Origin of the sequence: Bradyrhizobium campsiandrae (assembly GCF_014529705.1) — a bacterium.
In the GTDB taxonomy this organism is placed as follows: Bacteria; Pseudomonadota; Alphaproteobacteria; order Rhizobiales; family Xanthobacteraceae; genus Bradyrhizobium; species Bradyrhizobium campsiandrae.
Window position 1 is genome coordinate 79,075 of record NZ_JAANIH010000033.1, and the last position, 13,000, is coordinate 92,074.

General features: G+C 63.7%; 13 protein-coding genes. 7 read left to right on the top strand and 6 right to left on the bottom strand.

The window, feature by feature from the left end; all coding sequences use genetic code 11:
- Positions 1-7: 7 nt before the first annotated feature.
- The 3 genes from G8O24_RS23720 to G8O24_RS23730 form a co-directional block, all read right to left on the bottom strand.
- A complete protein-coding gene (locus G8O24_RS23720; RefSeq protein ID WP_188103534.1) occupies positions 8-919 on the bottom strand; it encodes a carbohydrate ABC transporter permease in 912 nt (303 codons plus the stop codon).
- Entirely contained in the window at positions 916-1,854 is a 939-nt protein-coding gene (locus tag G8O24_RS23725; RefSeq protein ID WP_188103536.1) for a carbohydrate ABC transporter permease, read from the bottom strand. The genes G8O24_RS23720 and G8O24_RS23725 overlap by 4 nt, the downstream gene beginning before the upstream one ends.
- Positions 1,855-1,987: 133 nt before the next feature.
- The gene (locus tag G8O24_RS23730) at positions 1,988-3,328 is read right to left on the bottom strand and encodes an ABC transporter substrate-binding protein (RefSeq protein ID WP_188103538.1); all 1,341 of its coding nucleotides are present in this window, start codon (positions 3,326-3,328) and stop codon (positions 1,988-1,990) included.
- A gap of 480 nt (positions 3,329-3,808) precedes the next feature.
- On the opposite strand from G8O24_RS23730, the gene G8O24_RS23735 reads away from it, so the two are divergent.
- Complete coding sequence (locus G8O24_RS23735) at positions 3,809-4,639, top strand: Spy/CpxP family protein refolding chaperone (RefSeq protein WP_188103568.1); 831 nt, start codon at positions 3,809-3,811, stop codon at positions 4,637-4,639.
- A gap of 124 nt (positions 4,640-4,763) precedes the next feature.
- On the top strand, positions 4,764-5,141 hold the full coding sequence (locus G8O24_RS23740; protein WP_188103540.1) for a response regulator: 378 nt from the start codon (positions 4,764-4,766) through the stop codon (positions 5,139-5,141).
- Positions 5,142-5,239: 98 nt separating this feature from the next.
- Here the strand turns inward: G8O24_RS23740 and G8O24_RS23745 are convergent, their stop codons facing one another.
- The 3 genes from G8O24_RS23745 to glk all read right to left on the bottom strand — a co-directional run bounded on the left by G8O24_RS23745 (position 5,240) and on the right by glk (position 6,847).
- Positions 5,240-5,395 carry a hypothetical protein gene (locus G8O24_RS23745; RefSeq protein ID WP_188103542.1) on the bottom strand — a complete coding sequence of 52 codons (156 nt, stop codon included), beginning with the start codon at positions 5,393-5,395 and terminating at the stop codon, positions 5,240-5,242.
- Positions 5,396-5,553: 158 nt separating this feature from the next.
- The gene (locus G8O24_RS23750; RefSeq protein ID WP_188103544.1) at positions 5,554-5,757 is read right to left on the bottom strand and encodes a hypothetical protein; all 204 of its coding nucleotides are present in this window, start codon (positions 5,755-5,757) and stop codon (positions 5,554-5,556) included.
- A gap of 121 nt (positions 5,758-5,878) precedes the next feature.
- Positions 5,879-6,847, bottom strand: a complete 969-nt coding sequence (gene glk / locus G8O24_RS23755) for a glucokinase (RefSeq protein WP_188103546.1) — start codon at positions 6,845-6,847, stop codon at positions 5,879-5,881.
- Between the two features lie 272 nt (positions 6,848-7,119).
- Between glk and pncA the strand changes: the two genes are divergently transcribed.
- The 5 genes from pncA (at position 7,120) to G8O24_RS23780 (ending at position 12,826) form a co-directional block, all read left to right on the top strand.
- Entirely contained in the window at positions 7,120-7,746 is a 627-nt protein-coding gene (pncA, locus tag G8O24_RS23760; protein WP_188103548.1) for a bifunctional nicotinamidase/pyrazinamidase, read from the top strand.
- Positions 7,747-7,819: 73 nt separating this feature from the next.
- Complete coding sequence (locus G8O24_RS23765) at positions 7,820-8,878, top strand: alpha/beta fold hydrolase (protein WP_244645967.1); 1,059 nt, start codon at positions 7,820-7,822, stop codon at positions 8,876-8,878.
- 143 nt (positions 8,879-9,021) lie between these two features.
- On the top strand, positions 9,022-11,055 hold the full coding sequence (locus tag G8O24_RS23770) for an NAD(+) synthase (protein WP_188103552.1): 2,034 nt from the start codon (positions 9,022-9,024) through the stop codon (positions 11,053-11,055).
- A 37-nt stretch (positions 11,056-11,092) separates the two neighbouring features.
- Positions 11,093-11,476, top strand: a complete 384-nt coding sequence (locus tag G8O24_RS23775) for a GrlR family regulatory protein (RefSeq protein WP_188103554.1) — start codon at positions 11,093-11,095, stop codon at positions 11,474-11,476.
- A gap of 150 nt (positions 11,477-11,626) precedes the next feature.
- Entirely contained in the window at positions 11,627-12,826 is a 1,200-nt protein-coding gene (locus tag G8O24_RS23780) for a DUF1236 domain-containing protein (protein ID WP_244645968.1), read from the top strand.
- Positions 12,827-13,000 lie beyond the last annotated feature (174 nt).

Consider the following 13,000-nt stretch of genomic DNA (forward strand, 5'->3'; position numbering starts at 1 on the left):
CTCGATATCAACCCTTTGTCGCACCGGCGGTCAGGCCGGCAATGTAATAGTCCATCAGGAAGGCGTAGATGATCAGCGGCGGTGCCGCGCCGAGCAGCGCACCGGTCATGATCTGCCCCCAGTTGAAGACGTCGCCCTTGATCAGCGTGGTCGTGATCCCGACCGGCAGCACGAGCTGGTCCACCGACGTCGTGAACACCAGGGGATAGAGGAACTGGGCCCAGGAGACCGTGAAGGCGAAGATCGTCGCGGCGATCAGCCCGGGCAGCGCCACCGGAATGAAGATCCGCAGCAGGGTCTGGAGCCAGGAGGCGCCGTCGATGATCGCGGCCTCGTCGAGCTCCTTCGGAATCGAGGCGAAATAGCCGATCATGATCCAGGTGCAGAACGGCACGGTCAGCGTCGGGTAGACGAACAGCAACACGTACCATCTGTTGAGGAGGGTGATGCCGGTGTAGTCCTGGACGAGCGCCAGCATCTTGAAGAGGGGGATGAACAGCAGGCTGTCCGGGACCAGATAGGTCAGGAACACGCCGGTCGCGAGCGTTGCCGAGCCCCAGAACTTCATCCGCGCCAGCGCGAAGGCTGCGGGGACGCTGATCAGCATGGTGATGATCACCACCACGGTCGACACGATCGCCGAATTCCAGAAGAATCGGAGGAACTGGTTCGAGCTCAGGAGCTCGATATAATTCGAGAGCGTGGGGTGAAACACCCACCACGGATTCGTTGCCGCCGATATCTCCGCGCTGCTCTTGAGCGAGGTGATCAACATGTAGAGCGGCGGCGTCAGGAAGAAGATCGCAAACAACACCAGGAAAAAATAGGACCAGCGCAGCGCCCAGGCGCGGTCGCGGCTCATGCTGCCGTACTTGACCTTTCGCGTCGGTCCGGCCTTGTCGATCGTGAGCGTGCTCATGCTTCATTTCCGCGTTTGGAGACGTCACGAAGGATGAAGATCGCGGCGATCGCGAGGATCGGGACCATGAACAACGAGACGCTCGCGCCAAGCGGAATGTCGCTGCCTTCGATGCCGACCTTGAACGCCCAGGTCGCAAACAGGTGGGTCTTGTCCAGCGGGCCGCCCGAGGTGAGGATCCGGACGATGTCGAAATTGGCGAAAGTCACGATCAGTGAGAACAGCGTCGTGATCGCGATGATGTTGCGCATCATCGGCAGCGTAACGTACCACATCTTCTGCCACCAATTGGCGCCGTCTATCGATGCGGCCTCGTAGAGCTGATCCGGAACCGACTTCAGCGCCGCCAGATACATGATCAGGAAGAACGGCGCGCCGTACCAGACGTTGACGAGAATGACGGAAAAGCGGGCCCAGAAGGTGTCGCCGAGCCAGTTGACGGGGCCGATGCCGAAGAAGGATAGCGTATAGTTGAAGGCGCTGTAGGAGGGATCGAACAGCCACAGCCAGGCGAGCGTGCTCATGGCGGGCGGGATGACCCAGGGCACCAGCAGCATGCCGCGCCATTTCCGCTGCTTCTTGGCCGGAACGTTATTGACGAAGTGCGCCACGATGAAGCCGATCAAGGCTTTGAAGAAAACCGCAGTGAGGGCGAAGATGCATGACTGCTTCACCACCATCCAGAAAGTGTCGCGCTTGAACAGGAAGGTGAAGTTGCCCAGGCCGACGAATTTCTGCATCGACTTGTTCAGCGTCGCGAGATGGATCGAGTAGAGCGCGGGATAGAGCACCAGGAGCGCGATCAGGAGGATCAGCGGCAGCGTCAGGAAGAACGCCACGGTCGATTTCCGGCCCAGCACATTGCGCAGGCCCGCGCCTTTTCGCGGGCGGGCGGAACTGCCGAGACGACCTTGCTCAACGACGACGTCGGCCATGGGGCGAACTCTCTGACGGGACGTTTGAAGGACGAAGCCGGCGACCTGTCGGCTTCACTGAATGGCGACGGATCGATGCGCGCCTTGGCGGCTCACGCTCAATGAGCATGAACCGCCGTGGCACACGCCCGGGCTAACTCCGCATGAAGCCTTCGCACTCGCCTTCAGCCCAGGCGAGCGTGTCTTCCATCTTCTCGCCTTGGGCATAACGCAGCGCCATCTTGGTCAGCGTCGCCTGGAAATAGATCTGCTGGGCGATCTTGGGCGGCGCAGGGGACGCCGCGATCGACAGCGTCTGATGGTTGTTGGGGTTCGGATAATGATAGAGCGTCCCCTTCGGCGGTCCTTCCTCCGCCCACGTCTTCAGCGTCGTCATATTGGCGTAGGCCGGCAGATCGTAGCCACCGCTGGCGGCGACGAATTTTTCGATCGATGACGGCTGCGACAGGAAGGTGAGCAGGCTCTTGGCGGCTTCCTTGTTCTTGCTGAAGCTCCACAGACCCCAGAAGTAGGGCAGGAAGGGCGCGAAACGGCCCTTCGGGCCGGCCGGCATGCCGTGGGTCCAGCACTGCTCGGCGACCTGCGGGGCGTCGCGTTTGGCGACGGCCCACGCGCTTGGCGGATTGAAGATGAGCGCGCCACGACCCGAGATCAGCCATTTGTTGTTCGAAGCGTCATCCCAGGACGGGGCATCCGGCGGCAGGAAAGCGATCAGTTTCTTGTAGTAGTCGAGGGCCTGGCGAACGGCGTCGGTTTTCACCGTGACGTCACCCTTGGCGTTGACCAGTTCGGCACCGAACGACTGGAAGATCGCGCCCGCCGTATCGACGCTGTCGGTGGTTTCGCCGAGGCCGATCCCGAATGGGAAGCCGCCCTTCTGGCAGGCCTCGGCCGCCTTCAGGAACGTGTCCATCGTCCAATTGTCCGCCTTCGCGGGCGCGCCCGCCGGATACATCTCCTGCACGTCGATGCCCGCGAGCTTCTTCATCAAGTCGATACGGGAGCAGGGCCCCTTGATCTGGCTGCCCGGTGTCGCGGGGACGGCGAGCCATTTGCCGCCGGCCTGGCCGAGATATTTGACGGTGCCGTTGACCTCACCGTTCTGCTTGATGAGCGGCTCCATGATGTCGTTGAGCGGCTCGAGATTCTCGGAATAGGCGTGCGGCCACCATGTCGGCATTTGCAGGATGTCATGGCCGGATTTCGCCTGGGCCTCGGCGGCCACCGTCAGCTGGATCTTGTTATTGTTGCTGGTGATGTAGTCGATCGAGACGTCGACCTTTTCCTTTGCCGCCCATTCGTCGACGAGAGCCCTGGAGGCGTTATTGGCATCGGGCACCCAGTGGTCCCAGAAGCCGATCGAGACTTTGCCGGCGGCGTAAGCGCCTCGGACATAGGGCGCTGCGATCAGCGCCGTGGAGGACATTGCAGTGGCAGCTACAAATTGACGTCGCGTCAGTGTCTTGCGTGACATCTCGTTTCCTCGCCTTGGTGTGTTTATTGTTCTGTCGTTTCCTCTGACTTTCCCGAGTTTGTTCTTTGATATTGTTGTTGGACGTTTCTTGTTGGCCGCGTCGTCTCGGGCGCCGATCACGCGCGGGACACGGCAAATTGGTAGCGCGATCAGATCATGATTGATTGCGTCTGTCGAGAAAACCGAATGCCGGGCGCTCTAGAACTAACGTTGCGTAGGGGACGGGGACGACCGCGGCCGGCCGTGACCGGCGCCTGGTCTTTTTGCGACGCACACGGCGAACCGCGCCGACGCGCCTGCTCCAAGCGCAATTACGCCGCAGTTCCAAATGAGCTTTCATAACCGCTTCGTGCAGAAGGTCTTTCGGATGGGGACGATTGCTGTCCGTGCCTAGACCCAGGTGCGGCGAAAACGATAGAGTTGCAACTGGCAGCATGCCTGCCGTTCTGAGAGGACAAGCGGATCGACATGAAGACCAGAATGATCACCCCGACACCGCGCGCGCTCCGCATGCGACAATGGCTCGCACTTGGGTCCGTACTGACATTGCTGGTTGGCGCGGCCGCGGCTGCGAATGCACAAGGCCTGGTCAAAGGCGTCCAGGAGGGGGCCGCGGCCGGCAACAAGGCGGCCGGGCCCGTCGGCGGCGTGCTTGGCGGCGCCATTGGCGGCGTTGTCGGCGTCTTCACCGGCGTGCTCGGCGTCGGGAACAATAACGGCCAGGCGCCGGCTGCCAAGGACACCAACAAGGATGCATCCAAGGATGCCAACAAGGATGCGGGCAAGGATTCCAAGCAGCCGGGCGGCGCCAAGGACAAGGGTGATGCCAAGAGCGCGAAGGCTGGCAAGGGTGCCAAGGCGACCAAGGAAGCCAAGAACGCGCCCCAGGACAACAAGGACACCAACAAGGATAATCAGGACGTCACGGTCCTGACCCAGCCCGGCGCGCCGCAGCAGACGGCCGATCAAATCGTTGCCAACAGCGATTCCTATATCGAGCGGATCAAGACCGAGCTGAACCTGACGCCCGATCAGGAGAAGCACTGGTTCGGTTTCTCCAGCGCCATGCACTATCTCGGCCACAATGGCGCGGAGCGGCTCAACCTGCGCATCGCGCGGGCCAAGCGCGATCCGCCCGACGACATCATCGAGCAGATGCGCAACGAGGCGCAGTTCCTGATCGACCGCGCCGCCGACCAGCGCAACGTCGCCGATGCTGCCGAACCGTTGTTCTCGAGCCTCGACGACAAGCAGAAGCAGGTGTTCATTCAGGAAATGGTGCGCCTCAGTCATGAGCGAGGCCTGGATTGACCCGCCTGGATCGATCAAGCTTGAATCGGCTTGCATGCATTCGCGGAATTTGAGGGCCACGAATTCGTGAATCCTTTTTGTAGATCGGGTATGATTATCTCCGCATGTGGCTTGCGGGGTTGATATGGCGGACGGACTCTCCGTTTTCCTGGTCGAAGACGAGGCGTTGATCCGGATGATGATCGCCGACATGGTGGAGGAACTCGGCCACCATGTCGTTGCAGAAGCGGACAATGTGCGCGACGCGAGCGCCTTTGCGATGACAGCGCAGTACGATTTCGCCATCCTCGACATCAATCTGATGGGCGTCTACGTCGATCCGGTCGCCGATTTGATCGAGCGTCGCGGCAAGCCCTTCCTGTTCGCGACGGGTTACGGGCCGGAACTGTTGCCGTCCTTGCTCCGGCGCCGGCCGATTCTGCGCAAGCCGATTGCGCTCGACCAGCTCAAGACCATGATCGACTCGCTGTTTCCGGATGCGGTCGCGGAAGCGCCGCACTGATATCGCCGCACTGACATCGCCGCACTGACACTGATATCGGCAACGAAAATGGCCGCCCGAAAGGGGCGGCCATCCGGGACCTGAGGTCCGTCAGTGTCTCACATCAGGCCGGCGCTGAGGTCGATGCCGTGTGCCATCAGGCCGAACGAGGCGACGAGGCCCGCGCAGCAGAAGATGACAATGGCCTTGAAGGAATGGTCGATTGACCGGACCTCGACCGCAGACGGCGTTTCGGCGAGCGAAATCGTGCTCATGTTCATTCCCCCCTTTGTTGATCCTGAATTGCATCAGGTGAGGGAACGTCTAGAGCAAAAAGTTTGATACAGGATTGCCAGGGATCCTTAACGGAATCGCAACTCGATCGCGCGTCCTGCCGGCGGCGCCCCAAGGAATCTTCTATATCTTGCAAGTGTTAGTTGCGGCCGGCCTTCAGCACTGTCGCAATGGTGTGGGCCGTCATGGCGGCGCGATCCGAGGCTCGCTGGGCGGCCAGCCGGTCCCGTGCCTTCTCCTCGATCAACAGCTCGATCAGCGCCATGCGCTTGGTCTCGTCGTCCGCCTCGGTCAGCAACCGATGATAGCGATGATAATCGAAGCCCACATCCTGCTTACGCATGTCACGCCCCTGTACGTACGCCACACACGTGCGAATTGTTTCCCATCGGAAACATCAGGGCAAGCGCGATCTTGCTTGGAACCGGGCATCGGCCGCGATCAGCTGTGAATTCCGGACCGCCTCAGCCCGCGGTGTGGTCGGCGAACAGCTTGAGGCCGAGGAAGCTCGCATCGGGCTTGATGACGAGGCGTGTCGGGATGTTGCGCAAATAGTCCTGGAAGCGTCCCTTGGCCTCGAAGCGGGCGCGGAACGCCGAGGCCGCGAGGAACTCCGGAAAGCGCGGCACGATGCCGCCGGCGATGAACACGCCGCCTCTCGCACCGAAGGTCACCGCGAGATTGCCGGCGACCGAGCCGAGGATGGCGCAAAACATCTCCAGCGTCGCCCGGCTGAGTTCGCAACTCCCGTCCAGCGCAGCCCGGGTGATGCCGGCCGCATCGCGTTGCGGCACACGGGCGCTATCGACCTCGGCCATCGCCTCATAGAGGGATTGCAGCCCGGAACCGGAGAGGGCGCCGCGCTCGATGGAAACGTGGCCAAAGCGGCGGCGCATCGCGGCGATCACCCGCTCCTCGCGCTCGTTCTCTGCCGGCAGAGTGGCGTGACCGGCCTCGGTGACGACGGCGAGGCGCGCGCCGTGCCGCTCGATCAGGCAAGAGACGCCAAAGCCGGTCCCGGGCCCGACCACCAGCAGCGGCTCCCCAGGCATGCCGTCCTGGCCGCCGAGCGGAATCAGGTCGGCCGGTTGCAGGGCGGGCAGGGACCAGGCCACCACCTCGAAATCGTTGAGCACATGGACGCTGTCGAAGCCGAGCGCCGGCTGCAGCTCGTTGCCGTCGATCACCCATGGACTGTTGGTCATGACGCAGCGGTTGTTGGTGACGGGACCTGCGACGGCGAGAACGGCTCTGGTCGGCTTCTCGCCGTCGGCGCGCCGGAGCACGTCCGCAACGGCTTCGCGGACCGTCGGGTGGTCGGCGACCTTCACATAGTCGATCGGTCCGATCTGCTCGCCGTTGCTCAGCGCAAAGCGCGCATTGGTGCCGCCGATGTCGGCGAGAAGAATATTTCCTGTCTTGCCGACACTCATGACCGTTTGGCTGCCGTGACCTTGTCGGCCGCGGGAACCTTCTCCTCCACTCCTTGACCCCGCACCACATGCCGCGGACATCAGCAGAATCCGCTCTCGGATGCGGCTAGTCAACACGAAGGAAGCCAAAGCGTTGCATCCGGGGCGGGGCTGCCGGGCCTTCGCGCGACATTGTTGCAGGCGCGGGTGGTTGCGAAGCAGCGCAGGAAGATCGAGACTGCAAAGACCGGCCGGCGCCATCTGCGCCGGACGGTCGCCATGGGGCCTCCCGCATGAAGATATCCGACCGCGACGTGCTGCTGGTGATCGACGTGCAGAACGATTTTTGCACACGCGGGGCGCTCGCCGTTCCCGGCGGTGAGAAGGTCGTGCCTGCCATCAACCGGATCGCCCAAAAATTCACCAATGTGGTGCTGACGCAGGACTGGCATCCGCCCGACCATGTCTCCTTCGCGCCGAACCATCCGGGCCGTCAGCCGTTCCAGACCATCGAGCTCGACTATGGCACCCAGGTGCTTTGGCCCGCGCATTGTGTCCAGGGCACGGCCGGCGCCGAATTCCACCGCGATCTCGAGCTCACGCGTGCCAGCCTCGTGGTGCGCAAGGGCTTTCGCCGCGCGATCGATTCCTACTCGGCGCTGTTCGAGAACGACAAGAGCACGCCGACCGGCCTGCTCGGTTATTTGCGCGAGCGCGAGCTGAAGAATGTTTTCGTCGCCGGCCTCGCGCTCGATTTCTGCGTCCGCTTTTCCGCGGAGGATGCGCGCAAGGCGGGGTTCGAGGTTGCCGTGATCGAAGACGCCTGCCGCGGCATCGACCTCGACGGCTCGATCGCGGCGACCCATCAGAGTTTTCGCCAGCTCGGCATTTCCGTCGTCAGCCTGGAGGCATTCCTGTGAGGATCCCACGATAATGGCGGTGGAGAAGAGCGGACCACAGCCCCGCGGGTCGGAACGCGCTGCCGACGAGCCCATGCTGTGGCCGTTTGCGGCGGCAAGGCTCGCCATGGATGCCTGCTTCTGGTGGCTGGAACGCGGCCCCGTGGCGCAGGGCGAGCGTGAGCTCGATTGGACGACGCCGGGCGCTTTGGCGCTGGAGCTGGCCACCATGCGCCTGCGCGATTGCTCACGGACGCAATCGGGCCAGCCGGCGCTGATTTGCGCGCCTTATGCGCTGCATCGCGCCCAGATCGCTGATTTCGCGCCCGGCCACAGCGTGGTGCAGTCGCTGCAACAGGGCGGCATCGATCGGGTCTATCTCACCGATTGGCGTTCGGCCTCGCCCGAGATGCGCTATCTCTCGATCGACACCTATCTCGGCGATCTCAACCTCGCCGTCGAGGAGATTGGCGCGCCGGTGGATCTGATCGGCCTATGCCAGGGCGGCTGGCTGTCGCTGCTCTATGCGGCGCGCTTTCCGGCCAAGGTGCGCCGGCTCGTCCTGGTCGGAGCGCCGGTTGATCTCTCGATCGATTCCCGCTTGTCGCAACTTGCCCGCAGCGCACCTGGGATGGTCTACGACCAGCTCGTCGCGCGCGGCGGTGGTAATGTCAACGGCGAGGAGATGTTGCACGTCTGGTCGAAGGCGCCAAGCCGTGACGACATCGCGACGGCGCTGCAGAGAGACCTTTCGGACGAGGAGGGGGCGGTCCTGCTCGCGCGCTTCGACCGCTGGAACAGCGAAACGCTCAACTTGCCGGGGACCTACTATCTCCAGATCGTCAACTGGATCTTTCGAGAGAACCGCATCGCTTCAGGCAATTTCACCGCTCTCGGCCGGGTCATCGACCTGAAGGACATCAAGGCGCCGGTGTTTCTGCTGGCCGGGCTCGACGACGAGGTCGTGCCGGCGGCGCAGGCGCTTGCAACCGCCGGCCTCATCGGCACGCCGCCGGCGTTCGTTGCCGCCGCGTCCGAGCCCAGCGATCATCTCGGCCTGTTCATGGGCGCGCGGACGCACGTCCATGCCTGGCCCCGGATTGCGGAATGGCTGCGGGACGACCTCACCAGCGTGCTGGCACGAAGCGCCTGATGCTGCCGAACAGGCCCGCGAAGCTGCAAATCCGTTATGCATGATGGCGGATGGCCTGCACGCGGCCATGGCGATGGGCTACATAGAGTCCTGAGCCGGCAGGCAGCAGCCGGGTCCGACAAGATTCAAGGGTCCTTTGCGCGATGAGCTTCCACTCGATCTATGCCCATGGGTTTGCGCGCGTGGCGGCCTGCGTCACCACCTCTCATGTGGCCGATCCGACGGCCAATGCGAAGGCCGTCCTGGCGGCGGCGGGCGCCTGCCATGACCAGTCGGTGGCGGTGGCCGTGTTTCCGGAGCTGTGCCTGTCAGGCTACGCGATCGAAGATCTGGTGAAGCAGGACCCGCTGCTCGACGCGGTCGAGCGCGGCCTTGCCACGATCGTCGACGCCTCGTCGGCGTTCATGACCGTCCTGATCGTCGGTGCGCCGCTGCGTTTCGGCGTCAGGATCTACAATTGCGCCGTCGTCATCCATCGCGGCAGCGTGCTGGGCGTCGTGCCCAAGAGCTATCTGCCGACCTATCGCGAATTCTACGAAGGCCGCCATTTCGCCTCCGGCGCCGGGGTCGCCGGCGAGACGATCACGTTCGGCGGCCTGCATGCTCCGTTCGGGGTCGACCTTCTGTTCGCGGCCGAGGATGTTCCGGGTCTGACCATCGGCGTCGAGATCTGCGAGGATATGTGGATCCCGGTGACGCCGGCCTCCGAGCTCGCCCTTGCCGGCGCCAGCGTGCTGATCAATCTCTCGGGCAGCCCGATCACCATCGGCCGGGCGCGCTCGCGCGCGCTGCTGTGCCAGTCGACCTCGGCGCGGTGCCTCGCGGCCTATGTCTATTCCGCCGCAGGCGCTGGGGAATCCACCACTGATCTGGCCTGGGACGGCCAGACATCGATCTACGAGAACGGCGTGCTGCTCGCGGAGGGCGAACGGTTTCGCCAGGGCGGTCAGGTCACCTACGCCGACGTCGATCTCGACCTGCTCAGGCAGGAGCGCGCGCTGATGGGCACGTTCGACGACAACAGGCGGCAGCGTGAGGGTAAATTCCGCAAGATCAGCTTCGCCCTGAAGCCGCCGGTTGCCGATATCGGTTTCCTGCGCAAGGTCGAGCGCTTTCCGTTCGTGCCGAGCGATGAAAGCCTGCTCGAGCAGGATTGCTACGAGGCCTACAACATCCAGGTCGCCGGCCTGGTGCAGCGCATGCGCGCCACCGGCACCATGCGGGTCGTGATCGGGGTCTCCGGCGGCCTCGACTCCACCCATGCGCTGATCGTCGCCGCTAAGGCGGTCGATCTGCTCGGGCTGCCGCGGGAGAATGTTCTGGCCTACACCATGCCGGGCTTTGCCACCGGCAGCGAAAGCAAGACCAATGCGCTGGCGCTGATGAAGGCGCTCAATACGACCTGGCAGGAACTCGACATCCGCACCACCGCCACGCAGATGCTGAAGGATATCGGCCATCCCTTCGGCAAGGGCGAGAAGGTCTACGATGTCACCTTCGAGAACGTGCAGGCGGGCCTGCGCACCGACTATCTGTTCCGCCTTGCCAACCATCACGGCGGGATCGTCATCGGTACTGGCGACCTCTCCGAACTCGCGCTCGGCTGGTGCACTTACGGCGTCGGCGACCAGATGGCGCACTATAATGTCAATGCCGGCGTGCCGAAAACGCTGATCCAGCATCTGATCCGCTGGGTGATCGCGTCAAAGCAGTTCAGCGGCGCGGTGAACGGGACGCTGGCCTCGATCCTGGCGGCCGAAATCTCGCCGGAGCTGGTTCCGGTCAAGCCGGGCGAGAAGCCGCAGAGCACCGAAGCTTCGGTCGGGCCCTACGAGCTGCAGGATTTCAACCTGTTCTACACGCTGCGCTTCGGCATGCGCCCGTCCAAGATCGCCTTCATGGCGTTTCAGGCCTGGAAGGACGTCGCCAAGGGTGAATGGCCGCCGGCATTCCCTGCCGACAAGCGCAAGGCGTATGATCTTGCGGAGATCCGCCGCTGGTTGGAGGTGTTCCTGCGCCGCTTCTTCGCCTTCAGCCAGTTCAAGCGTTCGGCGATGCCGAATGGACCGAAGGTCTCGGCCGGCGGCTCGCTGTCGCCGCGCGGCGACTGGCGTGCGCCGTCGGATTCCAGTGCGGCGGCCTGGCTCGAGGATCTGGAACGAAACGTGCCGGGCTGAGGGTGTGACGGATCGGCATGGCTGGGGAGACGATCTGATGTCGGCCGGGGACGGGTCGGAAGCGGGCGAGGAGGCGAGGGTCGTCAACGGCCTCTACATCTTCGACATCGAGATGCGTGATGGCAAGCGCGGCCAGGCGAGAGGCGTGGTCGTGCTGTGCGACGGACGCATCATGGGTGGCGACAGCTATTTCTACTATACGGGCAGCTACACCTTCCGAAACGGCAAGTGGCGCGGCGACATGATCGTCAACCAGCACACCGAAGCGGTCGGCAGGACACTGGCGTTCGCAGGCCGCGAGGTCACCTGCGGCTTTTCCGGGGACTACTCGGCCGGCGGAGCGGAGGTCGAAGGCATGGCACTCGTCGGCAAGACCGCCGTGACCTTCACGGCGCGGCTGACGCTGCAGGATCCGATGTAGGGCGCGATCTGATCGTCCCTCGGGTGAATAGCGCCGTTCCCGGCTCAGGAACATTCGCGTCGACGATGCGTTCGCGTCTGTCATTGCGATTTGTTCGGGAGAGGGACCATGCATAAGCACTTGATGTTATCGACCGCCGCGATCGGACTTATGCTCGCATCCGGCGTGGCCTACGCGCAGGCGCCGGAGCGCAAGGAGGAGCCGAAGCGGACCGAGGAACCGGCGAAGGGCGCTCTGCCGCAGCGCGGTGGCGCTGCCCAGGAGCACGGCCAAGAGCGCGTTCAAGAGCGCGTTCAAGAGCGTGCCCAGGGCGCACAGGAAAAATTGCAAGGCGCAGGCCGCGAGCCGGCCAGCGCTGCCGGGCACAGCGCGCCGAACACCAAGGAGCAGGCACAAGAATCTCGCGAGCCCTCGAAGGATCGCAACCGGGAGGCGGAGAGCGCCAAGTCGGGACACGACGCCGACAAGAGCCGTGCAGAGACGAAGTCGGACAAGTCCGCGCCGCAGAAATCAACGGCCGAGTCGGAGAAGTCGAAGAGCGGTCCGGCTGGCCAGCAGAACGAGCGCACGGGAGCGGCGGCCAACCAGGGCGAGCGTAACCAGAGCCAACCTCCGCGCAACGCAGCGGAGCAGCAACCGCCGCAACAGGGCCATCGGCCGGCCACCGCAACCGACGCAAACCGGACGCCTCCAACCAACAACGCACAGAGCGCACCGCCCGCCACCGGGACGCAGACCAATCAAGCCAATCAAACCACCCAGACCAACACGCAGGTCAGCCAGCAGACCCGTGTGAACCCCGAAAGGCAGGTGCAGATCTCGGAACGACTGAGCCGCGAGCGTCTGGCTGAGCCGGAGCGCAATCTGAACATTTCGATCCGCGTCGGCGAGACGATACCTCCGCGCGTGCGTCTCTATCAGCTGCCGCCCGAGATCGTCTCGATCGAGCCGGAGTATCGGGACTACGAGTATTTCGCGACGGATGATGACGTCGTTATTGTGGAGCCGCGGACACATCGCATCGTCAGCCAGGTTCCGCGCGATCCGTCGCGAGCCCGCGCGGAGATGAGCGGCGGCGCATCGACGAGCATGGCCGCGGCCGGCAGTAGCGCCGGTGGTAGCAATGTGAATTGCCGGATCATGCGGCGTGATGCTTCGGGCAATTTGGCCGAGGCCGAACCGTCAACGGTCGGCTCGAGCGCGCGCACGGATTCGTTGAGCGTGACGGTGCAGTTGCCTGGGGGCGGCTCGTCCGCGCCGATTCCGCTCGGTGCCGCCGCTGGCGATATCGTGGTTGCGACGCAAGGGCAGGGCGACTGCACGGTGACCATCGAGCCGCAAACGCGCTGAGCGCTGGATCGGCAAGACGGTACCAACAAGGTGATACCAAAACGACTTCGCGCCGCGTGGCTCATAAAGCCCGCGGCGCGAAATTGCGTTCAATCTTGAAAGTTCCGAGGTCCGGAGTGCCTAGGAGTCCGGACCTCGTCACCTTGCCCCAGCCTTCAATCCCCCGCCCCATGT

Coding starts and splice junctions, on each gene's coding strand:
- G8O24_RS23725 (WP_188103536.1), bottom strand. CDS start 1,854: ATGGCCGACGTCGTCGTTGAGCAAGGTCGTCTCGGCAGTTCCGCCCGC.
- G8O24_RS23745 (WP_188103542.1), bottom strand. CDS start 5,395: ATGAGCACGATTTCGCTCGCCGAAACGCCGTCTGCGGTCGAGGTCCGG.
- G8O24_RS23780 (WP_244645968.1), top strand. CDS start 11,627: ATGCTCGCATCCGGCGTGGCCTACGCGCAGGCGCCGGAGCGCAAGGAG.
- G8O24_RS23750 (WP_188103544.1), bottom strand. CDS start 5,757: ATGCGTAAGCAGGATGTGGGCTTCGATTATCATCGCTATCATCGGTTG.
- G8O24_RS23730 (WP_188103538.1), bottom strand. CDS start 3,328: ATGTCACGCAAGACACTGACGCGACGTCAATTTGTAGCTGCCACTGCA.
- G8O24_RS23770 (WP_188103552.1), top strand. CDS start 9,022: ATGAGCTTCCACTCGATCTATGCCCATGGGTTTGCGCGCGTGGCGGCC.
- G8O24_RS23775 (WP_188103554.1), top strand. CDS start 11,093: ATGTCGGCCGGGGACGGGTCGGAAGCGGGCGAGGAGGCGAGGGTCGTC.
- G8O24_RS23765 (WP_244645967.1), top strand. CDS start 7,820: ATGCTGTGGCCGTTTGCGGCGGCAAGGCTCGCCATGGATGCCTGCTTC.
- G8O24_RS23740 (WP_188103540.1), top strand. CDS start 4,764: ATGGCGGACGGACTCTCCGTTTTCCTGGTCGAAGACGAGGCGTTGATC.
- pncA (WP_188103548.1), top strand. CDS start 7,120: ATGAAGATATCCGACCGCGACGTGCTGCTGGTGATCGACGTGCAGAAC.
- glk (WP_188103546.1), bottom strand. CDS start 6,847: ATGAGTGTCGGCAAGACAGGAAATATTCTTCTCGCCGACATCGGCGGC.
- G8O24_RS23735 (WP_188103568.1), top strand. CDS start 3,809: ATGATCACCCCGACACCGCGCGCGCTCCGCATGCGACAATGGCTCGCA.
- G8O24_RS23720 (WP_188103534.1), bottom strand. CDS start 919: ATGAGCACGCTCACGATCGACAAGGCCGGACCGACGCGAAAGGTCAAG.